The organism is Mesorhizobium sp. A623 (genome assembly GCF_054489405.1).
In genome coordinates, this window is sequence record NZ_JBTMXB010000005.1 from 179,658 (window position 1) to 205,029 (window position 25,372).

26 protein-coding genes are annotated in these 25,372 nt (G+C 62.7%); 12 read left to right on the forward strand and 14 right to left on the reverse strand.

The features are described from left to right. Window positions 1–2: 2 nt before the first annotated feature. The 4 genes from ACX3P1_RS07635 to ACX3P1_RS07650 are packed head-to-tail and all read right to left on the reverse strand — an operon-like array spanning window position 3 to window position 4,651. Window positions 3–248, reverse strand: a complete 246-nt coding sequence (locus tag ACX3P1_RS07635; RefSeq protein WP_459078959.1) for a hypothetical protein — start codon at window positions 246–248, stop codon at window positions 3–5. 3 nt (window positions 249–251) lie between these two features. After that, window positions 252–1,475, reverse strand: coding sequence for an aminomethyltransferase family protein (locus ACX3P1_RS07640; RefSeq protein ID WP_459078960.1), 1,224 nt, complete (start codon window positions 1,473–1,475; stop codon window positions 252–254). Between the two features lie 4 nt (window positions 1,476–1,479). Next, entirely contained in the window at window positions 1,480–3,045 is a 1,566-nt protein-coding gene (locus ACX3P1_RS07645) for a phytoene desaturase family protein (protein WP_459078961.1), read from the reverse strand. Beyond that, a complete protein-coding gene (locus ACX3P1_RS07650; protein ID WP_459078962.1) occupies window positions 3,032–4,651 on the reverse strand; it encodes a phytoene desaturase family protein in 1,620 nt (539 codons plus the stop codon). Before ACX3P1_RS07650 ends, ACX3P1_RS07645 begins: the two co-directional genes overlap by 14 nt. Before the next feature lie 318 nt (window positions 4,652–4,969). Here ACX3P1_RS07650 and betI point away from each other — a divergent pair, with 318 nt between their 5' ends. Genes betI through ACX3P1_RS07665 form a run of 3 tightly spaced genes read left to right on the forward strand, consistent with a single transcriptional unit; the run spans window position 4,970 to window position 8,102 of the window. Then, window positions 4,970–5,680: a transcriptional regulator BetI gene (betI, locus tag ACX3P1_RS07655; RefSeq protein ID WP_459078963.1), complete on the forward strand. Its 711-nt coding sequence runs from the start codon at window positions 4,970–4,972 to the stop codon at window positions 5,678–5,680. A 35-nt stretch (window positions 5,681–5,715) separates the two neighbouring features. Beyond that, a complete protein-coding gene (locus ACX3P1_RS07660; RefSeq protein ID WP_459078964.1) occupies window positions 5,716–6,798 on the forward strand; it encodes an ABC transporter substrate-binding protein in 1,083 nt (360 codons plus the stop codon). Beyond that, window positions 6,795–8,102: a flavin monoamine oxidase family protein gene (locus tag ACX3P1_RS07665; RefSeq protein WP_459078965.1), complete on the forward strand. Its 1,308-nt coding sequence runs from the start codon at window positions 6,795–6,797 to the stop codon at window positions 8,100–8,102. Before ACX3P1_RS07660 ends, ACX3P1_RS07665 begins: the two co-directional genes overlap by 4 nt. Here ACX3P1_RS07665 and ACX3P1_RS07670 read toward each other — a convergent pair. Genes ACX3P1_RS07670 through ACX3P1_RS07680 form a run of 3 tightly spaced genes read right to left on the reverse strand, consistent with a single transcriptional unit; the run spans window position 8,066 to window position 10,938 of the window. Next, entirely contained in the window at window positions 8,066–9,139 is a 1,074-nt protein-coding gene (locus ACX3P1_RS07670; RefSeq protein ID WP_459079032.1) for an ABC transporter ATP-binding protein, read from the reverse strand. The two genes, ACX3P1_RS07665 and ACX3P1_RS07670, sit on opposite strands and share 37 nt — an antisense overlap. A gap of 37 nt (window positions 9,140–9,176) precedes the next feature. Then, window positions 9,177–10,004: an ABC transporter permease gene (locus ACX3P1_RS07675; protein WP_459078966.1), complete on the reverse strand. Its 828-nt coding sequence runs from the start codon at window positions 10,002–10,004 to the stop codon at window positions 9,177–9,179. A gap of 16 nt (window positions 10,005–10,020) precedes the next feature. Further along, window positions 10,021–10,938 carry an ABC transporter permease gene (locus ACX3P1_RS07680; protein WP_459078967.1) on the reverse strand — a complete coding sequence of 306 codons (918 nt, stop codon included), beginning with the start codon at window positions 10,936–10,938 and terminating at the stop codon, window positions 10,021–10,023. Window positions 10,939–11,198: 260 nt separating this feature from the next. On the opposite strand from ACX3P1_RS07680, the gene ACX3P1_RS07685 reads away from it, so the two are divergent. After that, window positions 11,199–12,614, forward strand: a complete 1,416-nt coding sequence (locus ACX3P1_RS07685; RefSeq protein WP_459078968.1) for an aminotransferase — start codon at window positions 11,199–11,201, stop codon at window positions 12,612–12,614. A gap of 71 nt (window positions 12,615–12,685) precedes the next feature. On the opposite strand, the gene ACX3P1_RS07690 is transcribed toward ACX3P1_RS07685, so the two are convergent. Further along, window positions 12,686–13,885: an aromatic ring-hydroxylating oxygenase subunit alpha gene (locus ACX3P1_RS07690; protein ID WP_459078969.1), complete on the reverse strand. Its 1,200-nt coding sequence runs from the start codon at window positions 13,883–13,885 to the stop codon at window positions 12,686–12,688. 265 nt (window positions 13,886–14,150) lie between these two features. Between ACX3P1_RS07690 and ACX3P1_RS07695 the strand changes: the two genes are divergently transcribed. After that, entirely contained in the window at window positions 14,151–14,657 is a 507-nt protein-coding gene (locus ACX3P1_RS07695; RefSeq protein ID WP_459078970.1) for a GNAT family N-acetyltransferase, read from the forward strand. 116 nt (window positions 14,658–14,773) lie between these two features. Next, a complete protein-coding gene (gene ppa / locus ACX3P1_RS07700; protein WP_459078971.1) occupies window positions 14,774–15,304 on the forward strand; it encodes an inorganic diphosphatase in 531 nt (176 codons plus the stop codon). A gap of 18 nt (window positions 15,305–15,322) precedes the next feature. On the opposite strand, the gene ACX3P1_RS07705 is transcribed toward ppa, so the two are convergent. Further along, window positions 15,323–16,180, reverse strand: a complete 858-nt coding sequence (locus ACX3P1_RS07705) for a LysR family transcriptional regulator (protein WP_459078972.1) — start codon at window positions 16,178–16,180, stop codon at window positions 15,323–15,325. A 165-nt stretch (window positions 16,181–16,345) separates the two neighbouring features. Here ACX3P1_RS07705 and ACX3P1_RS07710 point away from each other — a divergent pair, with 165 nt between their 5' ends. After that, window positions 16,346–17,287: a DMT family transporter gene (locus tag ACX3P1_RS07710; protein ID WP_459078973.1), complete on the forward strand. Its 942-nt coding sequence runs from the start codon at window positions 16,346–16,348 to the stop codon at window positions 17,285–17,287. 56 nt (window positions 17,288–17,343) lie between these two features. On the opposite strand, the gene ACX3P1_RS07715 is transcribed toward ACX3P1_RS07710, so the two are convergent. The 3 genes from ACX3P1_RS07715 to ACX3P1_RS07725 are packed head-to-tail and all read right to left on the reverse strand — an operon-like array spanning window position 17,344 to window position 18,973. Further along, window positions 17,344–17,715: a response regulator gene (locus ACX3P1_RS07715; RefSeq protein WP_459078974.1), complete on the reverse strand. Its 372-nt coding sequence runs from the start codon at window positions 17,713–17,715 to the stop codon at window positions 17,344–17,346. Between the two features lie 51 nt (window positions 17,716–17,766). Next, window positions 17,767–18,309: a hypoxanthine phosphoribosyltransferase gene (hpt, locus tag ACX3P1_RS07720; protein WP_459078975.1), complete on the reverse strand. Its 543-nt coding sequence runs from the start codon at window positions 18,307–18,309 to the stop codon at window positions 17,767–17,769. Between the two features lie 25 nt (window positions 18,310–18,334). After that, window positions 18,335–18,973, reverse strand: a complete 639-nt coding sequence (locus ACX3P1_RS07725) for a hypothetical protein (RefSeq protein ID WP_459078976.1) — start codon at window positions 18,971–18,973, stop codon at window positions 18,335–18,337. A gap of 191 nt (window positions 18,974–19,164) precedes the next feature. Here ACX3P1_RS07725 and ftsE point away from each other — a divergent pair, with 191 nt between their 5' ends. The 4 genes from ftsE (at window position 19,165) to ACX3P1_RS07745 (ending at window position 22,487) form a co-directional block, all read left to right on the forward strand. Next, window positions 19,165–19,824 carry a cell division ATP-binding protein FtsE gene (ftsE, locus tag ACX3P1_RS07730; RefSeq protein ID WP_459078977.1) on the forward strand — a complete coding sequence of 220 codons (660 nt, stop codon included), beginning with the start codon at window positions 19,165–19,167 and terminating at the stop codon, window positions 19,822–19,824. Then, the gene (locus ACX3P1_RS07735) at window positions 19,817–20,821 is read left to right on the forward strand and encodes a cell division protein FtsX (protein ID WP_459078978.1); all 1,005 of its coding nucleotides are present in this window, start codon (window positions 19,817–19,819) and stop codon (window positions 20,819–20,821) included. Before ftsE ends, ACX3P1_RS07735 begins: the two co-directional genes overlap by 8 nt. A gap of 79 nt (window positions 20,822–20,900) precedes the next feature. After that, on the forward strand, window positions 20,901–21,608 hold the full coding sequence (locus tag ACX3P1_RS07740; protein WP_459078979.1) for a YdcF family protein: 708 nt from the start codon (window positions 20,901–20,903) through the stop codon (window positions 21,606–21,608). An 84-nt stretch (window positions 21,609–21,692) separates the two neighbouring features. Continuing rightward, window positions 21,693–22,487, forward strand: coding sequence for a lysophospholipid acyltransferase family protein (locus ACX3P1_RS07745; RefSeq protein WP_459078980.1), 795 nt, complete (start codon window positions 21,693–21,695; stop codon window positions 22,485–22,487). A gap of 140 nt (window positions 22,488–22,627) precedes the next feature. Here the strand turns inward: ACX3P1_RS07745 and ACX3P1_RS07750 are convergent, their stop codons facing one another. Continuing rightward, the gene (locus tag ACX3P1_RS07750; protein WP_459078981.1) at window positions 22,628–23,575 is read right to left on the reverse strand and encodes an aldo/keto reductase; all 948 of its coding nucleotides are present in this window, start codon (window positions 23,573–23,575) and stop codon (window positions 22,628–22,630) included. Between the two features lie 115 nt (window positions 23,576–23,690). Further along, entirely contained in the window at window positions 23,691–24,212 is a 522-nt protein-coding gene (locus tag ACX3P1_RS07755) for a gamma-glutamylcyclotransferase (protein WP_459078982.1), read from the reverse strand. A gap of 130 nt (window positions 24,213–24,342) precedes the next feature. On the opposite strand from ACX3P1_RS07755, the gene ACX3P1_RS07760 reads away from it, so the two are divergent. Next, entirely contained in the window at window positions 24,343–25,338 is a 996-nt protein-coding gene (locus tag ACX3P1_RS07760) for a DUF2125 domain-containing protein (RefSeq protein WP_459078983.1), read from the forward strand. The last annotated feature ends 34 nt before the right edge of the window (window positions 25,339–25,372 follow it).

Consider the following 25,372-nt stretch of genomic DNA (forward strand, 5'->3'; position numbering starts at 1 on the left):
GACTATCCAGCCTCCATCCTTTCCAGCCACGCCTTGCCGACACCCCGGTCGCGGATGATCGGCAGCGGGTCTTGCCCATCCAGCCGGGCGCTGAGGCGATAGACCTCCAGCGTCTCGGCATCCATCTCGCTGCGCTTGTAGAAATACATTGCCGCCGCATAACGCGTGCGCCCCGACCATGCCTCACCCAGCGGCGTATTGACGAGCGCCCACTGTTCCATGGCTTCGGGGTCGAACTTGTCGCCCATGGCTCAAAAATCCGCCGGGGGGTTGGCCGTGCGGCGATCGAGCTTTATGAACGGGCGCGGTACCACTTTGGCGCGCTTCATCAGTTTCTCGTACTTCAACTCGCGCGTGGCGTAGATTTCGACCCAGAGGTCGTCGAGAACGGTATCGCCATAAGGCCGCTCCAGCGAGGCGAGGGCGATGTTGCGCTTGGCCATGGGCGACCACATGGCGGCGCTGATCAGGCCGACTTCCCGCGATTTCTTGTGATAGACGATGGCGTGTTCGGCAGGCACATTGCCCTCGATCTCCAGGCCGACCAGCACATGACGCAGCCGTTTTTTCGTCCGCGCCTCGAAGATGGCGCGGCGGCCGTTGAAGTGCCCTTTTTCGGCATCGACCATGAAGCCGAGGCCGATCTCGTCGGGCATGCGGGTACGGTCCGCGCGGATCGCGTGCTCGGCAGTGATGAAATCCGAATTGGCGACGATCAGCCCCGCTTCGAGCCGGGCGCGGTTCAGCGCCGTATAGCCGATGGCGCGGATGCCTCGCGACTGCCCGGCTTCCATTAATCGATCCCACAGCGAGAGTGCCAGTTCCGCCGGCACGAACAGTTCGTAGCCGAGGTCGCCGGTGAAACCGGTGCGTGAAATGGTGACCGTTCCACCCTCATGCGCAAACTCGGCCAGGTCGAAGATTTTCAGCCCCTTGACGCCGTCGAAGCCTGCTTCCCGCAAGACGGCAAAGGAAGTCGGCCCCTGCAAGGCGAGACCGGCGACCGCCTCGGTTTCTTCCTCGATCACGACATCGAAACCGATGGCGGAATCCAGCAGCCACGGCAGATGCCGTTCCTGCGAACACAGCCTGAACCGCGTTGGAGAAAGCCGAAACAGCGTGCCGTCGTCGAGTACATGGCCGCTATCGTCGCACCAAGCGGTGTACTGTACGCGGCCCGGCTTCAGTCTGGTCACGTCGCGCAGCGTCACCTTGTTGCAGTAGGCTTCCGCATCCGGCCCCTCGATCCGGTATTTGACCATCGGCGAAATGTCGAACAGTGCTGCCTGGCTGCGGATGGCGAAATATTCCAGTTCCTCGTCCCACAGCGAATTGGGCGCGCGATAGCCGGCCCAGTCATACCAGTCGTTGGTTTTCGCCAGCGCATCGATGCGCGGCTGGAACGGCGTGTCGATGCGCAACGTGCGGAAATGGGACTGGGCGGTGGTGCGCGGGTTTGTGATTTGCTGGTTCATGACGCTACCCTCTCACCGCCATCACCCGCTGCGCCGCATTCAGCCCGGGTGCGCCGGAAACGCCGCCGCCGGGGTGCGAGCCAGCCCCGGCCAAAAACAGCCCGTCGAGTGGTGTGTCGTAGCCCGACCAGCCTGAAACCGGACGCGAGACCAGCATCTGGTCGGCCTGCAACTCGCCGTGGTGCCAGTGGCCGCCCGGCATGCGATAGCGCGCCTCGATATCGGCCGGCGTCAGCAATTCGGCATGCAGCACCGTCTTGCCGATGCCGGGGGCGAAAATTTCAAGCTGCGCCATGATGGCGGCCAGGAATTTCGGTTTTCCAGCCTCCCAGCCTTCCTTCAGCGCATAGGGCGCGTATTGCACCACGGCTGAAAGAACGCAGGCTCCATCGGACGCGAGCGAAGGATCGGTGAGCAACGGCAGCGTGATTTCCATCACCGGCTCGGGCGAGAATTCTCCGTATTTCGACGGGTTGAAGGCGCGTTCGACATGGTCGGTCGAGGGCGCGATGACCAGCCTTCCCCTGTGGCCCGCCGCTTCGACGCCCAAAAATTCCGGCATCCGGTCCAGTGCCAGATTCAGCTTGGCGGCATCGCCCTTCATGCGGATGTGTTTCACCTTGCGCACGAAGCCGGTATCGAGCTTTGTCGCGCCGACGAGATCGAAAAACGTCGTCGCCGGATTGATGGCGGATACGATCGACTTCGCGCGGATTTCTTCGCCGCTGTCGAGCGTCACGCCAATGGCGCGGTCATTTTCGACGAGGATCTTCGCCACCGGGGCCGACGTGCGGATCGTCACGCCCGACTTTTCCGCCGAGGCTCGGATGGCGGCGACGACAGCGCCCATGCCGCCCTGCGGCAGCAGTTGAGCGCCGGATGCACCGCCCGTCTCGCCCGTCAGCCGGTAGTAAAGGCCGAGCAGCGAGGTTGGCGAGCGTGGTCCGAGATGCGCGCCCAGCACCGCGTCGAAGGCAAGCAGTCCTTTCAATCGGTCGTCGGACAATTGCTCGTCGAGCAGGTCGGCAACATTCATCAACAGCACGCGCAGAAAATCGCGCATGTCTTCCTTGCCGAGCCTTTTGAGCGACAGCCCGGTCTTGCCCAGCCGCATCTTCTCGCCGAGCGACAGGCCATCGAGGTCGGGCGGACGATGGCCAAGCAACGGCTTCAATACGCCGGCATAGCGCAGCAATTGCGCGCGCAGTTCCTTCCATGCCGCCTGTTCCGAAGCGCTCACGCCGGACAGTGTTTCGCCATAGGCGCCGTGCAGCACCAGCGGGTTGCCGTCTCGAGACAAGGCCACGGAGGGCGCAAAAGCTGCATGTGAAAATTTCAGCCCATGCTTTTTCAGTTCAAGCGTCTTCACCACATCGGGATGCAGGCGGTTCAGCACATGGGCGATGGCAGAGCTGCGAAAGCCGGGAAAGAATTCTTCCGTCCGCGCAGCGCCGCCCACTTCGCCGGCCGCTTCGAGCACCAGCACCTTGCGCCCGCTTTTGGCCAGCGTGGCGGCGCAGACGAGGCCGTTATGGCCGCCGCCGATGATGATGGCATCAAATGATGTCATGGGCCGGGCTCATATGCTGGGTAGGCTTGGCGAGATCGCGCAAGATTTCGGCGGCGGCGTTGCGGCCGGGCGCGCCCATGACGCCGCCGCCGGGATGGGTGGAGGACCCGCACATATAAAGCCCGCCCACCGGCGAGCGGTATTGCGCGTAGCCCGGCACCGGCCGGTTGAACAGAAGCTGGTCGAAGGTCAGTTCGCCCTGGAAGATGTTGCCTTCGGTCAGCCCGACCTCGGCTTCGATCTCCCGCGGCGTGCGTACTTCCATGTGAATAATGCGGTCGCGGAAACCGGGCGAATAGTCGGCAATTTGCGAAATCACGCTCTCGGCAAAGCCGTCGCGGTCGGCGTCGGTCCATTCACGGCCGGCGATCTGGGGCGGGGCGTATTGCACGAAGCAACTCATGAAGTGTTTTCCGGGCGGCGCCATGGTCGGGTCGAGCGTGGTCGGGATCATCATGTCGAGCATTGGGTCGGCCGACCATGTGCCGGCCTTCCAGTCGTCATAGGCGCGCTCCATGCGCTCGACCGAATCGGTGAAATGCAGATCGCCGCGCAGGCAGGGCGAGTCCTTTGGCAGCGCCGGAAATTCCGGCATGGAATCCAGCGCGATGTTGACCTTGCCGGACGAGCCGCGAATCTTGAAATTCTTCACCCTGCGCAGGAAAATATCGGGCAATTCTTTTTCCTCAACCAGCTTGAGGAAGGTGCGTTTTACGTCGGCATTCGAAACGACGAGCTTACCGTAGATTTCCTCGCCGCCGGCCAGAACCACGCCCTTCGCCCTGCCGCGACCGACCAGCACATGATCGACCTCGGCCCCGGTGCGGATGGTGCCGCCCGATGCCTGGAACGATGCGGCGAGCGCCTTGGTCACCGCGCCCATGCCGCCGCGCGCATAGCCCCACGCGCCGACCGAACCATCGACCTCACCCATATAGTGGTGCAGCAGCACATAGGCGGTGCCGGGCGACATCGGCCCGAGCGCGGTGCCGATAATGCCGGAGATGGCGAAATTCGCCTTGATGACGTCGGTCTCGAAATACTCGTCCAGAAATTCCGAAATCGACATGGTCCAGAAACGCAGCGTCAGCGCCATTTCCTCCGAACTCAGGCCGCCGAATTTTTTGCCGAGATAGAGCAGTTCGCCGATATCGCGCGGACGAAAACTGGTCGGGTCGGGCGCGGTGCGCATCAACAGCGGCTGGATGAAGCGGCACTGGCGCGTCACGTCGCGGGCATAGCGGTCATAGGCTTCCGCGTCGCGCCTGGAGAAGCGCGCGAATTCGCGCCGATGTGCGTGGTGGTCGCGGTAATTGGCGAGATAATCGCCGTCCTGCGTCAGCACCGCGCCGCCTTCATAGGCGATGACCTGCAGGCCGAAGCGCGGCAGTTCCAGATCGCGCATGATTTCCGGCCGAAACAGCGAGCAGACATAGGAACAGTTGGAATAGAGAAAACCTTGCGTATGCGAACGGCTGGTGGCGGCACCGCCGACCCAGTCGTTCTTCTCCACCACCAGCACGTCCAGCCCGGCGCGTTGAAGATAGCAGGCATTGACCAGCCCGTTATGGCCGCCGCCGATTACGATCACGTCCCAGTTTTTCAAACCGAATCCTGACTGCCTGCGCCATCCTTGACCTGTTTCGGCGCGGACTGCTGCCCCTATGGCGGGAATTTCGCACGGCCAGACGCATTTTGTCCAGCTGTATTGAATGAATGTTCAACAAATTATGTTGCGGTTTCGCGCCGATGCGATAAGCTTTGGCCTGTGTTCGGCTGGTGCGGCCGCACTGTGGGGTCGGCCTATGAACGAAAACGCCAAGGCCTGGTGGGGCTTGACAGAAGGGCATGCCGCCAAGCTGATCTGCGCGGATCGACATCCGGCAGCGCCGGGCAGCCGGCGGCGAAGGAGGCACATATCCGCATGAGCATAGTGGCAGCGCAAAAGCGGGCGGGCGATCCGCAACAGAAAACCGCTACTGGAAAGCATCCGACCGAAAGGCGCGGGCGCAAGGCTTCAAAAGAAATCAGGCAGTTGCAACTGATCGAGGCTACGATCGATTCTCTGGCCAAGCGCGGCTATTCAGACACCACCATGGCCGATGTGGCGGACGGCGCCGGCCTGTCGCGCGGCATCGTCAATTTCCATTTCGAGTCGAAGGAAAAGCTGCTCGTCGCGACCTTGCAGCACATGTACGACGAATATGCCGCGCACTGGCGAACCGCGCTGGACAAGGCGGGCGACGACCCGGCTTCGCGGTTGCAGGCGCTGGTCGCGGCCGATTTCGACCGCTCGATCTGCAATAAGCGCAAGCTCGCCGCATGGTGCGCCTTCTGGGGCGAGGCCAAGTCGCGCCCCACCTATCAGGCGCTCAGCGGCGCACGCGACAAGGCCTATCAGGGAACGATCGTGGAATTGTGCGGCCTGCTCAAGCGCGATGCCGGCTACGCCTACGATCCGGAAGCGATCGCGCTGGCCCTCAGCGCCTTGCTGGAAGGCTTGTGGCTCAGGCTGATGATGGGCACGGAAGACGTGTCCCGCGAGATCGCGCTCAACGGCGCGAACGCCTTCCTGGCATCGGTCTTTCCGAAACATTATCCGCGCGAGGGAACGGTGCGGAATACGGCCCGATGACGGGCTTCTGAAATCAAAAAAGGGAGGATGGAGCAATGAAGAGATTAACCCGACGCTTGACGCTGACGTTGGCGCTGGCCGGTACGCTTGCCGCATCGGCTGCGGCATTCGCCGTGGCCGAGGACCAGAGCCTGATCGTGTTCGACTGGGCCGGTTACGAGGATCCGAGCTTCCATCCGACATATGCCGAAAAGAACAAGGACGCGCCGACCTTCGCCTTTTTTGGCGACGAGGACGAAGCCTTTGAAAAGCTGCGCTCGGGCTTCAAGGCCGATCTCGGCCATCCTTGTTCGCAAAGTGTGACCAAATGGCGTGAGGCCGGCCTGCTGCAGCCCCTCGATACGTCGAAGATCACGGGCTGGAAGGACCTCACCCCCGGCATCATGGCGATGAAGGACCTCGCCACCACCGCAGACGGCAAGGCCTGGTTCATGCCGTGGGACTGGGGCGATACCCAGCTCACCTACAATTCCGACAAGGTTAGCGAGAAGGACGTTCAATCGCTGAAGGCCTTCGCCGATCCGAAATTCAAGGACCGCGTCTCGATCGGCGACAATGTCGACGATGCCTATGCGTTGGCCAGCCTCGCCATCGGCCTGAAGGACTGGACCAAGATGACCGACGAGCAGTTCAAGCAGGCGTCGGACTTCCTGCGGCAGGTTCACAAGAACGTCCGCCTGTACTGGTCCGACACCACCGATATCGTGCAGGCGCTTTCCGGCGGCGAAATCGACCTGGCCTGGGCCTGGAACGATGCGACCACCCAGTCCGTGCTGGCCGGCGCGCCGATCAAGGGCAAGAAGGACACCGACGAAGGCATCTCGACCTGGGTATGCGGCTACGTCATGTTCAAGGACGCGCCCGGCAGCACCGACAAGGCCTACGACTTCCTGAATGCGGTCAACGATCCGGAAGTCGCCAAGACGCTGGTCGGTGACTGGGGTTACGGCCAGGCCAACGTCAAGGGCATGGCCGGCGTCGACCCGGCGGTGCTCAAGGCGAAGGGCTACGACGACGTCGACAAATTCGTCGACAAGACGCTGTTCCAGTCGCCTGTTCCATCCGACCTGAAGCTCAAGATGATCGCCGAGTTCGAGAAGATCAAGGCGGGCTATTGAGCGCCACTATCGAACGCACGAATGTCGTCATCGTCGGGGCCGGGTTCACCGGCCTCGCTGCCGCACATGAACTGAAAAAGGCCGGCGTCGACTTTTTGCTGGTTGAAGCCCGCGACAGGGTCGGCGGACGCGTCGAGGCGACGCTGAACGGGCTTGGTGAAAAGGTCGACAGCGGCGGCCAGTTCCTGTGCGACGACATGCCGGAATTGCTGGCGCTGGTGCGGGCGCGGGCCGGGACGCTGGTCGAGGCCTATGTCGAAGGTGAGTTTGTCTCGCAACCTGAAATGCCGGACGGCGAAGCTGAAAAAATCTATGCGACCTCGATGGCGATCCGCGACCGCATGAACCGGATCGAGCCTGCCGATCCAGCGATTGCGGGCCTGAGCGTCGCGGAGTGGCTGGACAAACAACCCGATACGGCCAAGGCCAAAGCCGCCTTCCGTTCGATGATCGAGGGGTTGTGGTGCCAGGCGCTGGAAAAAATACCGCTGTGGCACCTGATCAGCAACGACCGCCGCATCACCAACGAAGCGCCGGAACTGCAATATTTTGTCCGTGAAACCATGCATTCCCTGGCCGAAGCCATGGCCGGCGAGCTCGAGGGACGTGTCCGCCTCGGCCGGCCGGTAACGCACATCGTCCATGGTCCCGACGGCGTGCGCGTCATGACGCAGAACGAAGAGATCGAAGCCCGGACCGTGCTGGTCGCCGTGCCGCCCATGGCCGCGTCGAGCATTGCGTTCTCGCCAAAACTGCCAAAACCCCTTGCCCATGCGCTGTCTGTCTGGCGCAGCGGCACGGTGATCAAAATCCTGGTGCGCTATTCGAAACCGTTATGGCGCGAGCGCGGCCTGAGCGGCATGGTCGTCTGGAACGAACTGCCCGGCCTATATGCCTGCGACGTCAGCGCGGACGACGGGCATGCAGCACTTGTCGTCTTCGTCGGCGGCCCGCTTGCCGTAAGATGGGGAGGCTTCGACGCTGCCGTGCTGCGCGCCGAAATCTCCAGGCGGCTGGTGGCCGCACTTGGCAGCGAGGCCGGCGACATGCTCGATTTTAGCTTTCGCAACTGGACGGACGACCGCTGGAGCGGCGGCGCCTATAGCGATCTCATTCTCGATCCTGATGCGACCGACGCGGAAGCGTTGCTGCTGGCCGGCGCGCCGCCGGTGCATTTTTCGGCATCCGAACTGTCTCCATCCTTCCCCGGCTATATTGAGGGCGCGCTCGTCGCCGGCCGCATCGGCGCGCAAAAAATCATCAAGCTTCAATCCGCAATCGCCACCAGCGCCTCGGGGTCGTAGGCGAGGCGGATGGTGGTGCCGACGGGAATGTCGTCGGCACCGAAATCATTGGTTTCGGTCACCGAAAGCGGGCTCTCCAGCCCCGGTATCTCGACGATGAGATGGGTGATTTCGCCGAAATAGTGCCGCTCCACCACTTTGCCCGCTACCTCGAAATCGGCCTTGTCGTCGTCCCACAGGACGCGCAGGCGTTCCGGGCGGATGCCGAGCGTGGCGGCCTTGCCGTTGCGGATGAACTCTTTCGGCCTGGCCGTCCGGACGCGGCCGAACCCTTGCGTGTCGACGGTCAGCGACGTGTCGCTTTCCTCGACCAGGTCGGCCTTGACGAAATTCATGCCGCCGAGAAAATCGGCGACCTGGCGGTTGGCGGGATGCTGGTAGATTTCCTTGGGGGAGGCGACCTGAGCGATCTTGCCGCCGAACATCACCGCGATGCGGTCCGACATAGCGAGCGCTTCATACTGGTCGTGCGTCACCAGAATGAAGGTGATGCCGACGGCCTTTTGCAGGCGCCGCAATTCCACCTGCATCTGCTCGCGCAATTTCTTGTCCAGCGCCGAAAGCGGCTCGTCCAGCAACAGCACCTTGGGCCGCATGACCAAAGCGCGCGCCAGCGCCACGCGCTGCCGCTGGCCTCCCGACAATTCCGTTGCGCCGCGTTTTCCCAAGCCGGTCAGCGACACCTGTGCCAGCGCCTCTTCGACGCGGCGCTTTTCCTCCGCCTTCTCGAGTTTGAGGCGCTTCAGGCCATAGGCGACGTTTTGCTCGACGTTCAGATGCGGAAAAATCGCATAGCTCTGGAACACCATGTTGGTCGGGCGGCGGTTGGCTGGAATGCCTTCCATCGGCTGGCCGTCAATGGCAATCGAGCCGCTGGTCGGGTTGTCGAAGCCGGCAATCATGCGCAAAAGCGTGGTCTTGCCGCAACCGGAAGGCCCGAGCAGCGAAAAGAACTCGCCCTCGCGAATCGTCACATTGGCGTCGTCCAGCGCCTTGAAGGAGCCGTAGCTGCGGGTGACATGGCTGATCTCTATCATCGTTCGTTCGGGCATGGTTCGCTCGGGGCTCGCGCGTTCAAGCATAGAGGCCTCCCTCATTGTGGGTGCGGTTGGCCGCGCGGCGGCGCAGGATCTCGGCAAGCGTCATCAGGACGAAGGAGGCAACCAGCAGCAGCGTGCCCAGCGCCAGCACGCCCGGCAGTTTCGCGGCAAACCGCAACTGGCCCCAGATGTAGATCGGCAAGGTCGCGTCCGTGCCGGTCAGGAAGAAGGCGATGATGAATTCGTCCAGCGAGATGGTGAAGGAGACCAGCAGGCTGGAGATGATGGCCGGCGCCACCATCGGCAGCGTCACGCGCCGAAACGTGCCGAAGGCCGATTCGCCGAGGTCGGCGGAAGCTTCTTCCAGGCTGCGATCGAAGCCTTCGAAACCGGAGATGAGCACCGTCATCGAATAGGGGATGCAGATCAGGATATGGCCAAGCACGACCGTGAACAGCGAGAGGCTCAGGCCAAGCTGCAGCATCACCAGAAGCATCGAGATGGCGATGATGATTTCCGGCAGCACCAGCGGCGCCATGATCAGGCCATTGATGGGGCGGCGGCCGGGAAAGCGGTAGCGGGTGATGGCGCGCGCGGCGAGAATGCCGAATGTCGTCGCCAGCACCGAGGCCGAAACGCCGACGATCAGGCTGTTCCAGGCGGCATCGAGCAGGGCCGGCGTATGCGGCAGTTGCTCGTACCATTTCCAGGTGAAGCCCGAGAGCGGAAATTTCGGCGTCGCCGCCGTGTTGACCGAGAAGATCGGCAGGAAAATCACCGGCAGGTACAGGAAGATGACATAGAGCAGCGCGTAGGTGCCGAGCCAGCTACCGCCGGGTATGAAACGGCGCTGCCTCTTCATCGCGCCAGCCCCCCGTTCATCGCGCTAGCTTTGCGGCGGAGCGCAGGATGAACACAGCGGCCCCGGCCATGGCCGTGACGACGACCATGGTGGTAACCGAAAGGGCTGCCCCGAGCGGCCAGTTGGCGGCCTTGCCGAACTGGACCTGGATGGCGTTGGCGATCATGACGCCGTCCTTGCCGCCGACGAGCTTGGGCGTAACATAGTCGCCGACGGTCGGAATCATGACGATCAGCATGGCGGAAATGACGCCGGGCATGGACAGCGGCAGCGTCACCCGCAGGAAGCTGCGCAGCGGCCCGTCGCCCAGATCCTTCGCCGCCTCGACCAGCGTGCGGTCGACCTTTTCCAGCGAGACGAAGATCGGCAGCACGGCGAAGGCCGCCCAGGCATGGGTCAACGTGATGATGACGGCGCTCGAATTATAAAGTAGCGCCGTCGTCGGCTCATCGGTGATGCCCAGGCCCATCAGCCCGGAATTGAGCACGCCATTGTAGCCGAGGATGACCTTCCAGGCCATGACGCGCAGCAGGTAGCTGGTCCAGAACGGGATGGTGATGAGGAACAGCCACAGGCCTTTGCGCTGGCCGCCGTGGAAGGAGATGTAATAGGCGATCGGATAGGCCAGCACGACGGTGAAGAAGCTGACCATCACCGAGATGTAAAGCGAGCGCCACAGAAGATCGCGGTACATCGGCTCGGTCAGCGCGATGCGGTAGTTTTCCAGCGTGAAGGTGCGGTCGATGGTGAGGTAGTGCTGCGTCCAGAACGAATGGGCAATGACGACGAGAATGGGCATCGCCAACAGGACAAACGCGTAGAGGAAGGTCGGGCTGATCAGCGTCAGGCCCTGCACGGCTTCGGATTGCAGAAGGACGTTGCGGCGGGCTTTCGTCATGCCCCGCCGGGGCGACCGTTCCGCCAGCGCCGTCATTGCGGGGCGCCTCGCATAGTGCGGTTCTCGGTTCCTGGCATTGCGTGCCGCCCCCGTTGCGCGCCGGATTCCCGTTCCGGCTTTCTTTCATCATGCGCGCATTCCTGCATTGAAATCAAGCATTATTTCTGCAATATTGATTGAACGGACATTCAAAATGGCGTGAAGAAAGGGATGATTTCCAGGCCGTTTCGACCGGTGCGGTCGATTGGAAATTGCTCTTGTTCCCATGAGTCCACTGGCACGATGAGAGGCAAGCAATGGCTGCGGCAAGAGATATGAGATCAGGCGATGCGGGCGAACCGGGCGACGATGCCGTCGAACTGGCCACGCGCCATCTCGTCCAGCCATGGCCTTATGCGGGGTCGGTCGGCGCGGAAGCGCGCACGCTGATCGGCGAGGGGGACGGCATCTACATCACCGACGCCGCGGGCAAGCGGCTGATCGACGGACCGGCCGGCATGTGGTGCACCAATGTTGGCCACCGCCGCGAGGAAATGGCGCGCGCCATGTACGAGCAGGCCATGGCGCTGTCCTACAACACGCCATGGTACACGATGAACGCGCCGTCGGCGGAACTCGCCCGGCGTATTGCCGACCATGCGCCCGGCGATCTCAGCCATGTCTTCTTCACCACCGGCGGCTCGACCGCCGTGGAAACGGCGCTGCGTTTCATGCAGTTCTTCAACAATGTCAAAGGCCGGCCGGAAAAGAAGCTGGTCCTGTCGCGCGGCGGCGCCTATCACGGCTCCACCTTTCTGTCGGCGTCGCTCAACGGCCGCGCCCGTGACCGCGACTGGATGGACGGCGTCGACGGTCTGGTCGTCAAGCTGTCCTCGCCCGATCCGTTCCGCCGCCCTAGGGGCATGACCATCGAGGCTTTCGCGGACTTCCTTGTCGATGAGTTCCGCGACACGGTCTCCCGTATCGGGGCCGACAAGATCGGCGCTTTCGTCGGCGAGCCGGTGCAGGCGTCGGGCGGCGTCATCGTGCCGCCGCAGAACTATTTGAAGCGCATCCGCGAGATTTGCCGCGACAACGACATCCTTTTCGTGTCGGACGAGGTGGTGACGGCTTTCGGGCGGCTGGGGTCGGTCTTTGCTTCGGGCGATTGCTTCGGCATCGATCCGGACATGATCACCTTCGCCAAGGGCGTCACTTCCGGCTATTTCCCGCTCGGCGGGGTCGTCATCTCCGAGCGCCTGCTGGAGGAACTGCGCCGCTCCAACCATCCTGACGCGCTGTTCGGCCATGGTCTGACCTATACCAGCCACCCGATCGGCTGCGCGGTGGCGCTGAAGAACCTGGACCTGCTGGAGCAGGGCGTGCTTGCCCATGTCCAGGATGTGGCTCCGTATTTCCAGGCGCAACTGAAGGCGCTGGAGGAATTGCCGCTGGTCGGTGAAGTGCGCGGCATGGGGCTGATGGTCTGCGTCGAATGCGTGGCCGACCGCGACAGCCTCGATCCGCTGGAACTCGACAAGAATGTCGGTGCGCGCATCGACGCGCATTGCCAGGATCTCGGCCTTCTGGTGCGGCCGCTGATCAATATGTGCGTGATGTCGCCGCCGCTCATCATCACGCGCAGCCAGATCGACGATCTGGTCGGCATTTTACGCGAGGGCATTTCCCGCACCATGGACGATCTGCGCAAGGAAGGCGTCTGGCAGGGGTGAGGGGGCTGCCTGTCGGGGCGGCAAAGTGAGGTAAACCCATTTCGGGGGCTCACGCCCCCGGAGCGGCAGCCTTATCCGCGCTCCCGCAGCGCCTCGTTGACGCCGGTCATCTCCCGCTCGTTGGGCGCTGTTTCCATCGTCAGGACCGGCAACTGCCGACGCAGATGGTCGTGGTGGGTGCGCACGCCATATTCGAGGTCGGACAGGTAAAATCCCTTGAAGGATTCCGACAGCATGGATTCGTTGGACCAGACGGTAAGCTGCACGTCCTCGTTCATGGTGTCACGGTCGATGCGGTAGGAAAGATAGCGTGCCGCCGCCTGCTCGCGGCTTTCGTCGCGATAGCGGTAGATGCCGCCGCGCAGCAGCGTCTCGCCGGTCGATAGCGGAAATTCCTGATAGAACTGCACGGATTCCGGCATCACCGAAAACACCGCATTGGGGAAGATGCCGTAATAGACCCAGGCCTGCTTCAGATGGTCGGGCAGGTGGGCGGGTTCCGGCGCGATCCTGACATAGTTCTTGACGCTCCAGCGGCGGCCCGCATGCGGGTTGTAGGTAGCGAAGGAGCGCGACAGCCCGTCGACGAAGGGTTCGTCGAAATAGGTCGCGCCGTACAGATCCTGCAAAGCGGGGTGCGCCATGGCGACGTGGTAGCCCTCATTGTCGACGTCGCGCACCGACTTCCAGTTCACCGGCGACTTCTGCGTCCAGATGCCGGCGGCAGGCACCATGTCCTCGGGCTTGTAATGCGCCATTTCCGCTTCGATCGGCTTCAGCAGATCGGCCACCGAGGGCTGTGGACCCTTGCGGAAGCGGATGAAGATGAAGCCCATCCAGATTTCGAGGTCGAGGGGCAGCAAGCCGAACTCGGTCTTGTCCATTTCGGGAAAGGTTGCCGGCTGGGCAGCGCCGCGCAGCGTGCCGTCGAGATTGTAGACCCAGCCGTGAAACGGGCACACCAGCGCGTTCTTGCAGGTGCCTTTGTCTTCGGCGACGACGCGGCTGCCGCGGTGCCGGCACATATTATGGAAGCCGCGCACTACGCCGTCCTTGCCGCGAACGATCAGTGCGCGCTCGCCGACCACGTCCATGGCAAGATAGTCGCCGGCATCGGGTACGTCGGAAACATGGCCGGCAATCTGCCAGTGATTGCGAAAGATGTGTTCCTTTTCCAGTTCCAACAGCGCCTGCGAATGATAACTCCAACCCGGCAGGCCCCGACGGTCCCAATCGTTGGGGATCACCACGTCGTGCAGGTGCAGGTTCATGCCTCATCTCGTCTTTTTGTTGAATGTTCATTCAATAAAAGCACATTTTACATTGAAATGCAATGGCTTGTGAAAGTTGCGCCCTTTCACAGTCCTGGCTTTCAAGCCTCTATCGATGAAATTTCACCGATTTTTCCGCAGCTTAAGCCGACCTTTCGCGCCGGTCCGCACCAACAAAGTGGGTAGGCCCGTCCTGTGTGAAAAATGCCGTCTGGAGCGTTGACTATCTTGCAATCGGCCGATGCGAGGCTATGGTTAACAAATCATGAATACGTTGACGATCGACATCAGGAAAGCCGAGCCGCGCGACGCCGCCGCGATTGCCGATGTGCATCGTCAGGCATGGCGCGGCGCCTATGCCGGTCTCATCCCGCATCGAGCGCTGACCTCGATGATCGAACGCCGTGGCAGCGACTGGTGGGCAAACGCCATCCGCCGCGCCGCAACCGTGCTGGTCGTCGAGATCGGCGGCAAGATCGCCGGCTATACGACGCTGGGCAGGAACCGCGCCCGCGAACTGCGGCAGCAGGGCGAGATTTACGAGCTTTACCTGCGCCCCGAATACCAGGGTATCGGGCTTGGCAGCCGGCTGTTTGCCGCTGCGCGGGCACGGCTTGCCGACAATGGCCTCAAGGGCATGGTGGTGTGGGCGCTGGAAGACAACCAGAACGCGCTGGCCTTCTATGCCGGGGCTGGCGGCCGCGATGTCGCCGAAGGCGTCGAGGTTTTCGAGCAGAAAGCCCTGAAGAAGGTGGCTTTCGTCTGGGAATAACCGGCAGTCGGTCATTCCATTTAAATTGGCCGTCTTTGGCTTTTTGAACGATTCGCCGCATTGCCTGCCGTCGCCGTAGCCGCTATCGGTCCCGGATCGACAGAGGAATCCCCGCCATGCGCATTGAAGCCATCGCCACCGGACATAACGCGCCGGAAGACGTCAACGTCATCATCGAAGTTCCGGTCGGCGGCGAGCCGATCAAATACGAGATGGACAAGGATGCCGGCACGCTGGTCGTCGACCGTTTCCTGTACACGCCGATGCGCTATCCCGGCAATTACGGGTTCGTGCCGCACACGCTGTCGGGCGACGGAGACCCGATCGACGTGCTGGTGTGCAACACGCGCGCGCTGATCCCCGGCTGCGTCATCAATGTGCGGCCGATCGGCGTGCTTTTGATGGAAGACAATGCCGGCATGGACGAAAAGATTATCGCCGTGCCGTCGCCGCATCTGACCAAGCGTTACGAGAATGTGACGAACTATACCGACCTGCCGCAGATCAGCCTCGACCAGGTCGCGCATTTCTTCGAGCACTACAAGGATCTCGAGCCCGGCAAATGGGTCAAGCTCGGCGGCTGGCAGGATGCCAGCTACGCCAAGAAGATGATCGTCGAGGCCATCGAACGCGCCAAGGGCAAGTAGGCCCCCAGCAGGCCGACGCTATCGGTTCGTAAAAGCCTCGCGAATGGCATCGGCCATGCCGTCGATGGCCTCGCCCGAGGCCGATGGGTTGCGGCGCAGCACGACATTGGACGAATCGATGTCGCCGAAACCGTCGGCGACCGTCAGTTCCCGACAGCCTTCCGGAATGTTGCTGCGCGAGATCGGCGCGATGGCAAGACCGGCGGTGACCGCCAGTTTCAGGCCGCCGGTGGTGTCGCTCGTATAGGCGACACGGTGCGCAAGCCCGCGCTGTTCGAGTGACTCCATCGCAAAATCGCGGCACCAGCCGGCGCGGCTGTAGAGCGCGATCGGCACCGGCCGTTCCTCATGCATCGGATGCAGCGTCGAGGTTACCCACACGGTCGGATCGTGCATCAGCACCTCGCCGCCCGCAAAATCCTGCCACTCGAACACCACCGCCAGATCGAGATCGCCGGCGGCAAGCGCCTGCATCTGCGAGGCCGAATGGGCATAGCGCACCGTGACCTCGACCTGCGCGTGCCGCCTGGAAAAGGCGCTGAGTGCCCGCGACAGGATCGAATGGCCGTATTCTTCCGGTATGCCGATGCGTACCGGGCCACCGAGCGGCGGTGCGGTCATCGCCGCCGCCGTCTCGTCCAGCAGCAAGATGACGCGGCGGGCGTTGTCGATCAGTTCACCGCCGCGCCGTGTCAGCGCCACCCCGCGCGAGCCGCGCTCGAACAGCGCCTCGCCGACCATGGTTTCCAGCTTTTTCATCTGCATCGACACGGCCGACTGGGTACGGCCCGCCTGCTCCGCCGCCCGCGTGAAATTGCCGGTTTCGGCCACCGCCACGAAGGTTCGTAAAAGATCGCTGTCGAGAGGAGGCCGCATTGTCCTTGTCATAAGCAAATTTGATTGCTGGTATCATTTCAATTCGTTTGCATCATGTCAAATATCGACGGATAGTTGGCATTCCTCACTTTGCCCGTCACCTTCAAGGTGGCGGGTTCTTTCTTCACAGGACCACCGCGCGATGCCGCTTCGGAGATCGTGACCATGCGGGACAGCTTGCTGCGCGGCATCGCCTGCCTATGCCTGGGCGTGCTGGTGTTTTCGCTTCAGGACCCGATCATCAAGGCTGTTTCGGGCCGCTATCCGCTGACGCAGGTCATGGCGATCCGCTCCATCGTGGCGTTGCCGATCCTGCTGGCCATCGTGCATTACGAGGTCGGCCTGCGCGCCCTCCTTTCGAAGCGGCTCGGCCTGCTGACGCTACGCGCCACCATCCTGTTTTCCTCCTACACCTTGTACTACCTGGCCATTGCCGCGCTGTCGCTGGCCGACGCCATCGCGCTCTATTTCATGGCCCCGCTGTTCATCATGGTGCTGGCAGGTCCCTATCTCGGCGAGCGCGTCGCGTGGCAGACGCTTGTCACGGTTCTGGTCGGCATGGTCGGCGTGATGATCATGCTGCGGCCGGGCGCCGGCCTGTTCGACTGGGCGGCGCTCTTGTCGCTCGGCTCCGCCCTGCTCTACGGCTTCTCGCAGCTCATGGCGCGCAAGATCAGCGACACGGAAGCCGCCAGCATCATGACGTTTTACCAGAACGGCGTCTATCTGGCCGGCGCGGCCTTCGCCGCCATCCTGTTTCATCTCGCCGGGATTGAAAGCGCCGTGCATCCGAGCCTGGAATTCCTGGTGCGGCCGTGGATTTGGCCGACACTGCCCGATTTCGCGATGATGGCGGCGTGCGGCCTCATCGCGTCCGCCGGCATGATCCTGCTATCGCAGGCCTACCGCCTCGCACCCGCCAACCGGGTCGCGACCTTCGAATATACCGGCATCCTGTGGTCGCCGCTCTGGGGTTTTTTATTCTTCGCCGAAGTGCCGAGGCATACCACCGTTATCGGCGCGACGCTGATCGTCGGCGCGGGGCTGTTCGCACTCAGCGTGGGACGGCGCAGGGATGCCGGTGTCGCCTTGGGCGATCCGGCGTAACCGGGCAACCAAAGTGCTAGAGCGTCCTTTGTGCGTCCAATAGGACGCACGGCGCTCTAGGCGAAACAGGCCAGCGCCTGCTCGACCCGCGAGCGGATTTCGGCCAGCGTAAACGGCTTCTGGACGACGTCGAGGATGATGCCGTTGAGTTCCTCGGCGCGTTCGCGCTGGTCGGCATAGCCGGTCATCAAGACGATCTTCAGGCCGGGAAATTTATTCGCCGCCGCCTTGGCCATCTCGATGCCGTCCATCTCGGGCATGCGAATATCGGAAACGACGATATCGTAGCTGCCCCGTGCCTCGGTGATGAGGGCAAGGCCTTGCGCCCCGTCCTCGGCCATATCGACGCTGTGGCCGGCGCGCTCGAAGGCGCGGGCGCAAAGGGTGCGGACGGACGCGTCGTCCTCGACGATCAGAAGCTTTGCCATGCGCAGATGTTTGGCGGGTAAAAGTTGAATTTTCCTGAAGCCGCCGAGAGTTTAAGCGTCGCCGCGCACGATGCCTACAAATGGCAGTTCGCGAAACGCGTGGCCGGCATCCATGCCGTAGCCGACGACGAAATGATCGGGGCAGTCGAAGCCGACATAATCGGCGTTGAGATCGGTCTGGCGGCGCATGCGCTTGTCGAGCAGCACGGCGATGGAGCAGCTTTTGGCGCCGCGCGACAGCATCAGTTCGCGGGTGAAGGTCAGTGTCTTGCCGGATTCGAGAATGTCGTCGATCAGCAATATGTCGCGGCCGGCGACCTCGTTGTCGATGTCGCGCAACACCCTAACCTCGCCGCTGGTGGTGCCCGCGCCGTAGCTGGAAATGAAGATAAACTCCATCTCGGGCGACAGGCCGACATCGTGCATGGCGCGAATGAGATCGGCCGCGAAAATGAAGGAGCCTTTCAGAATCGAGATCACCAGCAGGTCGTGATAGGCGTGCTCGGCTATTTGCTTGGCCAGTTCCAGGTTGCGCCGGGCAATCGCCGACGCTGAAAATAGGACTTCGATGTCCTTGCCGCGCACGACTGGCATGGTTCGCTCTCTCCGGATTTTTAGCCTATTCGGCAAAAATGACCGAAACGGTCTTCACTCCGTTCTTAGGCACGTCCAGGCGGCTCGAAAAGGCAAATCTTTCGCCGGGGGCCAGCGGATAGCCGGCTGTCCCCAACGTATAGCGCGTGATCCGCTCGTCCGTGCCGGTAACCTTGATGACGAGCGGCGGCAAGGGCGCGGCGTCGGTGCCGTCATTGGCCGCCTCGCCATCGACGAAAAGCAGGGGTTTTGCGCCAGAACCGTCGACGCGCGACTTGACGCCGGTAAGGCTGAACGTCGCCTGCACCTGTCTGGCGGGTGCAAACAGTGGGGCTTGGCGCACCAGCGCGTGGCCGCCTGATACCCAGAAGGCGGCGATCGCAGCGCCGACCCCGGCGATCCAGAAGATCGGGCCGCCGCGCACCGTCCGGCGTGGGGCGGGCGCGCCGTCCCGCCTGCGCAGCATGTCCATGCCCTCCACGGAAGGCGTCGGCGTGCTGCGCGGCGATGGTGGCTGAGAAGCGGGCGCGCGCTCGCCAAGCTGTGGCAGGATTTCGTAGTCGGCATCGATAATATCGCCGGTGGCGGGCGGCACCGTGCGCTCGGTCGCCGTGCCGGCCATGATTTCGCCGGAAACCGGGCGTGCGGTACGCGTGTCAGCCATGCTGGCCCTTATTCGCCCCAGTTTTCCATGTATTTTATTTTCGTAAAGAGAAATGGTTAACATTTCCCGACCGGAGCCTTCGTGAACAGTTCAAAACATGCGAAAATTAACCGGCAGTTAACCATGCCGACCCATGGTCGGCCGGAAAAACAGGGGTGGTTCGCCGCCCTAGAGATTTTAGGTCGCCGAACGTGATCCGCTTCGAAAATGTCGGCCTCCGCTATGGCATGGGTCCGGAGATTCTCCGCGACATCTCCCTGCACATCCCGGAGCGTTCGTTCCAGTTCCTGACCGGCCCTTCGGGCGCCGGCAAGACGACGCTTTTGCGCCTGTTGTTCATGTCGCTGAAGCCGACCCGCGGGCTTATCACCATGTTCGGCAAGGACCGCGCCCGCATCTCGCGGACCGAATTGCCGCTGTTGCGCCGCCGCATCGGCGTCGTGTTCCAGGACTTTCGCCTGCTCGACCATATGACCACTTACGAAAACGTGGCGCTGCCGCTGCGCGTGCGCGGGCGCGAGGAAGCGAGCTACCGCACCGACGTCATCGAACTGCTGAAATGGGTAGGGCTTGGCGAGCGCATGCATGTGTTGCCGCCGGTTCTTTCAGGCGGCGAAAAGCAGCGTGCGGCCATTGCGCGCGCCCTGATCGAACAGCCGGAAATCCTGCTGGCCGACGAGCCGACCGGCAATGTCGATCCGCCCCTGGCGCGCCGGCTTTTGCGGTTGTTCATCGAGCTTAACCGGCTGGGCACGGCGGTGGTCATCGCCACCCACGACCTTGGCCTGATGGAGCAGGTCGATGCCCGCCGCATGATTCTGGCCGGAGGAAGGCTGGACATCTATGACTGACACCTTCGCCGACGAGCCGCATCAGGAGGAAATCCGCGAAAGCGGCATGGACCAGTCCGGCTCCCGGCACCGGCAGCAGCGCAAGATGGCCTCCATCGTGCCGGCGCAGAACATCGCCGGCCGGGCACTGGTGCTGGTCATCGCCATCATGACGTTCCTGTCGTGCCTGACTTTCGGCGCGGTAACGCTGGTGCGCGACACCGCATCCGTGTGGGAAAACCAGATCTCGCGCGAGGCAACGATCCAGATCAAGCCGGTCGACGGCCTCGACATGGAGGCGGCGCTCACGACCGCGCAAGGGCTCGTCACCGGCTCTCCTGGCGTGACCGGCGCCAGGATCATCGATCGCGAAGCGACGGCGCGGCTTTTGGAGCCATGGCTGGGAACCGGATTGAACATCGACGAACTGCCGGTGCCGCGCCTGGTCATCGTCACCATCGACGAGAATAATCCGCCCGATTTCGCGGCCATCCGCGCCGCCCTCTCCGATAAGCTCTCGAGCGCTTCGCTGGACGATCACCGCACCTGGGTCGACCGGCTTGTCGCCATGGCCCATACCACGGTGACCATCGGCGTTGCCGTGCTCGTGCTGATGCTGTCGGCAACGGTGCTGACCGTGGTATTCGCGACGCGTGGCGCCATGGCCGGCAATGGTCATATCATCGAGGTGCTGCATTTCGTCGGCGCTGAAGCAAGCTTCATTGCGCGCGAGTTCAGGCGGCACTTCCTGCTCACCGGCATGAAGGGGGCCGCCGTCGGTGGTGTTGCGGCCATCTTCGTCTTCGTGATCTTTTCGTGGTGGTCGTCGCGCAACATGGCGACGCCGCAGGCGGACCAGGCGACCGCGCTGTTCGGCAATTTCGCCATCGGCTCGGCGGGGTATCTCGGCGTGGTGCTGATGGTGCTGGTGATCGGCGCGCTGACCGCCGCGACCTCGCATGCAACGGTCGTTGCCTATCTCAGCGACATCGACGTTCGCCAGCACGACCCGGCATGATCACGACCAGAAATATCAGCGTTCCAGAAAGTGTGAATTTCGCTACCCACGGCAGCCTTTCGAGGTTAACCATCGCATCATGAACAGGCAGGATTCGATCGAATCGGCTGCTGAGACGCCAGCGGTATCCAGCGGCAACGGCAAGGTGAAGCGCTTGCGGCCGGTCTTGCGGGCCGCCGTGCTGCTGTTTGCCGGTGCGACGGTGCTGTTTGCGGGCGGTTTCGGCTGGTTCGCCAACCATGTCAGTCATCTGGCGACGCCTGCCAATCCGGAAAAAGCCGACGCCATCATCGTCCTGACCGGGGGCACATCGCGGCTCGATGCAGCGATGGACCTGCTGGAAACCGGCAAGGGGCAGCGGCTTTTGATCAGCGGCGTTCATCCATCCGCCACGCGACGGCAATTGCAGATAGCGACCGGCGGCAACAAGAGGCTGTTTTCCTGCTGCGTCGATATCGACCATGCCGCGCTCGACACCATCGGCAATGCCGAGGAAAGCGCCAAATGGGTCGATAGCCATGCCTATGGCACGGTGATCCTCGTCACCAACAATTACCACATGCCGCGCAGCCTGCTGGAGATGGGCCGGTTATTGCATAACGCCAGGCTCGAGCCCTACCCGGTCGTCAATTCCAATCTCGACAATGGCGGCTGGCTGACCAAGCCTGAAGCGCTGCGGGTGCTGTTTACCGAATACAACAAATATCTCGTGTCACTGGTGCGCGGCGTTCTGCCGGTGCCTTCCACGTCGCGAAGCGTCTCGCTGGCCGGGATGAATACACGCTAGCGCTGCATAAGGGGACGCACGCCGTTTCCTTTTTGCGTGGCCTTGGTGTAACCAGCATGAACTATCCTCACCGGACCGTTCCGCATGCTCCAAATCCGTTCGCTGGCGTTCAACTTCGTCTTCTATGCCAGCCTTATCTTGCAGATGCTCTTGTGGGCGCCGTTCTATTTCCTGTCGCCACGGCATCGCGCATGGTTCGTGCCGAAATTCTGGGCGCGCAGCAGCCTGTGGCTCTATGCCAAGATCGCCCGCACGCGCAGTGAAATCACCGGTCAGGAACATTTGCCAGAAGGGTCGTTCATCCTCGCCCCCAAGCACCAGTCGTTCTGGGATGTGATGGCGTTCTTTCCCTATCTCCACGACCCGATCTATATCCTCAAGCGTGAACTGACATGGATCCCCTTCTTCGGCTGGTATGTCATGAAGATGCGCATGATCCCGGTCGACCGGGGCAGCCGTTCGAAGGCCCTCAAGATCGTAGTTGCCGCCACCAACAAGGAGATGGCGCGAAATCCGCGCCAGCTTATCATCTACCCGGAAGGCACCCGCCGTCCGCCGGGCGCGGAACCTGCCTACAAATACGGCATTGTCGAACTCTATAACCAGCTTGGCGTACCGGTCGTGCCCGTCGCCCATGTCGCCGGGCTTTACTGGCCGCGCCGCAAATTCCTGCGCTATCCCGGCACCATCCATGCGCGCTTTTTGCCCGCCATCCCACCCGGCCTGCCCAAGGACGTATTCATGGCGCGGCTGATCGGCGAAACGGAGGAAGCCTGCGACCAGTTGCTGGTCGAGGCGGCCGCCGCGCAGGATGCGCCGCCGCTGCCGCCGACGGCGATCAAGCGGCTGGAAGAACTGCGGGACGCCGGAAAGGCCTAAGAGACCGTTTGGAAATTCTACCCTGCCAGTCATCTGGCGTGGTTTTCTGCGCTTCCGGTGCTCACGTACTGTAGTACGCTCCGCTCCGGTTCTCGAAAACCACGCCAGATGCCTCGGCAGGACGAATTATCAAACGGTCTCTAAGCGCTGGCCTTGTCGAGTTCGGCGATATCCTCGGCGCTGAGCTTCAGGGAAGCCGCCTTGACCAGGCTGTCCACCTGATCGAGGCGGGTCGCGCTGGCAATCGGGGCGGTGACGCCCGGCCTTGCGATCGTCCAGGCAAGCGCCACTTCAGCCTGCGTGGCGGAATGCCGGGCCGACACCGCGTCGAGCGCCGCCAGGATGCGCATGCCGCGCGGATTGAGGTATTCCTGCACGCCGCCGCCGCGCGGGCTTTTGCCGAGGTCGGCCTTGCTGCGGTACTTGCCGGATAAAAAGCCCTTGGCCAGGCCGTAATAGGTGATGACGCCGAGATTTTCCGTCATGCAGAGGTTGCGCAGCGGCCCGTCATAATCGTCGCGGTCGTAGAGGTTATAGCCGGGCTGGAGCACCTCGTAGCGCGGCAGGTCGCGCAGCCTCGCCACGTCGAGGGCGGCCCGCATCTGCCCGGCATCGAGGTTGGACGCGCCGATGAAGCGGACTTTACCCTTGGCGATCAGCTTCTGGTAGGCACTGAGCGTTTCCTCGTGCGGCACGGTCGGGTCCGGCCAGTGCGAGAAATAGAGATCGACGACATCCGTCTGCAGCCGCTTCAGCGAAGCGTCGATGGCCTTTTCGATATGCGGCGCGGAGAGATCCTTCTTGCCCTGGCCCATGTCCGAGCCGACCTTGGTGATGAGCACGATCTGGTCGCGGTTCTTGCGCTCCTTCATCCACTTGCCGATGATCGTTTCGGACTCGCCGCCCGAATGTCCCGGCACCCAGCGCGAATAGGCATCGGCGGTGTCGATGGCGTTCAGGCCCGCACCGACGAAACGGTCGAGCAGGTCGAACGAGGTTTTCTCGTCGGCTGTCCAGCCAAGGACGTTGCCGCCGAAAACCAGCGGGGCGATGGTGAGGTCGGTCCGACCGAGGCGGCGTTTCTGCAAGAAATCTCTCCGTTTTGGTGGCATGCAAGGCAGCGAAATGGTTCACATCTAGGTTCGGCAGGCCCGGACTCAAGGTGCCCGCAGGGGGTTTAGCAGGTGCGCGCGGCCCGGCCGTTCACGGTGGCGTGATGCGGCCGGCGACGTCCTCCAGCCAACGGTCGCGGATGCCCAGCGCCTGCAAATGCTCGATGGTGCTGAGCACATAGGCTTCGTTATGGCCAGACTGGCCGACGGCGCCGGTTACCATCGCTGCCGCGTCGGCGGCGTCGAGCGAACCGGCATATTGCTCATGCCCGCGATCGGCGACGTAGGCGGTCGCTACCACGCTTTCTCCGCTTTCCAGGCGAAGCGGCAGGGTGCGTTCGAGATAGACGCCGGTGACCTGTTCGCGCTCGCGCAGATAGGCGATGACTTCCTCGCGCGAATCACCCGCGACCCGAAAAGCCATGCCGACGCAGGAGCCGCCACGGTCGAGCCCCAGCACCAGGCCTGGCCGCGCGGGCGTGCCGCGATGCACGAAGGAATAGATGCAAAGCGCCCGGCGGTAGCCGAAAAGCCGCGCCCGCCTGGCCTCGCTATGGGCAAAACCCGGCCGCCACATCAGCGAGCCATAGCCAAAAACCCAAAAATCGCCCATATCGCCAAGCCTATTGCATAAAGTGGCGGTGTCGCGCCAAAACAAGCCGTTGTCCAGCCGGTTCGATCTAAACAGACCCTAAGTCGAGAAACGTTGTTCCAACCCCTCGAGCCCAGCGAGAAGCCCCAGCATGCCCTTGAACGACCAGAAAAAGCCGAAAAAACGCCGTTTCCTGTGGCTCGCGCTGATCGTTATCGTCTTGTTCGGCGCCTATAGCGCGGGCTGGTTCTACTATGCGGATCGCGTGCGCGGCGAAGTCGGCTCCGTCATCGCCGCCGTCAACGCCGCGGGCGCAAACGCGGATTGCGCCAATCTGATCGTCAGCGGCTATCCGCTTCGCTTCGTTGTTTCCTGCGACAACATGGCGTATGAGGACGACACCCGCAAGATCGCCGCCTCGACCGGCAGGATCGACGCGGTGGCGCAGCTCTTCAGGCCGCTGTCGCCGGCTGCCGACATTGTCGGCCCGCTGCGTACGTCAGCGCCCGGCATGACGCCGCTGTGGCTCGACTGGGACAAGATGCGCGTCGTTGCAAACCTTTCCCTTTCGGCGACGCCGGGCGTCTCGTTGCAGGGCGAAGGCGTATCGGGCCAGACCGACCCGCAGGACGATACCGATCCGGTCCAGTTGTTCAGCGCGGCCAAGGCCGAAGCGAAGTTGCGGCCCAGCGGTCCGGACGTCAATGCGGGGTTCAGCTTCAACGATTTGCAAGTGGATGCCGAGGCCATCGACGGGCGCGTATTGCCACCGCTCGACGCGACCGGTTTCGCGACGGTGAAGAACGGGGTGGCGCTGCTGGCCTCGCAATCTCGAAGCCTGCGCGGCCAAGCGATCGACATCGTGCAACTCGACCTGTCGTCGGGCACGGCAGGCATCTCGGTTTCCGGGCCTATCTCGGTCGATGCGGACGGGCTGATCGACGCCAGCCTCATGATCAAGCTTCAGGACCCGAATGCGACGGCGACCATCCTGGCAACCGCCATTCCCGAACAGCAGCGCAAAATCCAGCAAGGTTTCGCGGCGCTGTCGCTGCTGGGCAACGAACCGGCCATGCCCTTGAAGATCGTCAAAGGCAAGGCGTCGTTGGGGTTCATCCCGCTGGGACAGATCAAGCCGGTGGAGTGAGGGGTTAGGGCAGTAGGGTTGACGAGAGTTCTGG

What these genes read in the sequence shown, in the direction of transcription:
- ACX3P1_RS07645 (WP_459078961.1), bottom strand. Translation starts at nt 3,045, where the DNA reads ATGACATCATTTGATGCCATCATCATCGGCGGCGGCCATAACGGCCTC.
- ACX3P1_RS07670 (WP_459079032.1), bottom strand. Translation starts at nt 9,139, where the DNA reads ATGATAGAGATCAGCCATGTCACCCGCAGCTACGGCTCCTTCAAGGCG.
- ACX3P1_RS07735 (WP_459078978.1), top strand. Translation starts at nt 19,817, where the DNA reads ATGACTGACACCTTCGCCGACGAGCCGCATCAGGAGGAAATCCGCGAA.
- ACX3P1_RS07755 (WP_459078982.1), bottom strand. Translation starts at nt 24,212, where the DNA reads ATGGGCGATTTTTGGGTTTTTGGCTATGGCTCGCTGATGTGGCGGCCG.
- ACX3P1_RS07680 (WP_459078967.1), bottom strand. Translation starts at nt 10,938, where the DNA reads ATGACGGCGCTGGCGGAACGGTCGCCCCGGCGGGGCATGACGAAAGCC.
- ACX3P1_RS07715 (WP_459078974.1), bottom strand. Translation starts at nt 17,715, where the DNA reads ATGGCAAAGCTTCTGATCGTCGAGGACGACGCGTCCGTCCGCACCCTT.
- ACX3P1_RS07760 (WP_459078983.1), top strand. Translation starts at nt 24,343, where the DNA reads ATGCCCTTGAACGACCAGAAAAAGCCGAAAAAACGCCGTTTCCTGTGG.
- ACX3P1_RS07705 (WP_459078972.1), bottom strand. Translation starts at nt 16,180, where the DNA reads ATGCGGCCTCCTCTCGACAGCGATCTTTTACGAACCTTCGTGGCGGTG.
- ACX3P1_RS07640 (WP_459078960.1), bottom strand. Translation starts at nt 1,475, where the DNA reads ATGAACCAGCAAATCACAAACCCGCGCACCACCGCCCAGTCCCATTTC.
- ACX3P1_RS07740 (WP_459078979.1), top strand. Translation starts at nt 20,901, where the DNA reads ATGAACAGGCAGGATTCGATCGAATCGGCTGCTGAGACGCCAGCGGTA.
- ppa (WP_459078971.1), top strand. Translation starts at nt 14,774, where the DNA reads ATGCGCATTGAAGCCATCGCCACCGGACATAACGCGCCGGAAGACGTC.
- ACX3P1_RS07675 (WP_459078966.1), bottom strand. Translation starts at nt 10,004, where the DNA reads ATGAAGAGGCAGCGCCGTTTCATACCCGGCGGTAGCTGGCTCGGCACC.
- ACX3P1_RS07660 (WP_459078964.1), top strand. Translation starts at nt 5,716, where the DNA reads ATGAAGAGATTAACCCGACGCTTGACGCTGACGTTGGCGCTGGCCGGT.
- ACX3P1_RS07690 (WP_459078969.1), bottom strand. Translation starts at nt 13,885, where the DNA reads ATGAACCTGCACCTGCACGACGTGGTGATCCCCAACGATTGGGACCGT.
- hpt (WP_459078975.1), bottom strand. Translation starts at nt 18,309, where the DNA reads ATGCCAGTCGTGCGCGGCAAGGACATCGAAGTCCTATTTTCAGCGTCG.
- ACX3P1_RS07685 (WP_459078968.1), top strand. Translation starts at nt 11,199, where the DNA reads ATGGCTGCGGCAAGAGATATGAGATCAGGCGATGCGGGCGAACCGGGC.
- ACX3P1_RS07635 (WP_459078959.1), bottom strand. Translation starts at nt 248, where the DNA reads ATGGGCGACAAGTTCGACCCCGAAGCCATGGAACAGTGGGCGCTCGTC.
- betI (WP_459078963.1), top strand. Translation starts at nt 4,970, where the DNA reads ATGAGCATAGTGGCAGCGCAAAAGCGGGCGGGCGATCCGCAACAGAAA.
- ACX3P1_RS07725 (WP_459078976.1), bottom strand. Translation starts at nt 18,973, where the DNA reads ATGGCTGACACGCGTACCGCACGCCCGGTTTCCGGCGAAATCATGGCC.
- ACX3P1_RS07695 (WP_459078970.1), top strand. Translation starts at nt 14,151, where the DNA reads ATGAATACGTTGACGATCGACATCAGGAAAGCCGAGCCGCGCGACGCC.
- ACX3P1_RS07745 (WP_459078980.1), top strand. Translation starts at nt 21,693, where the DNA reads ATGCTCCAAATCCGTTCGCTGGCGTTCAACTTCGTCTTCTATGCCAGC.
- ACX3P1_RS07710 (WP_459078973.1), top strand. Translation starts at nt 16,346, where the DNA reads ATGCGGGACAGCTTGCTGCGCGGCATCGCCTGCCTATGCCTGGGCGTG.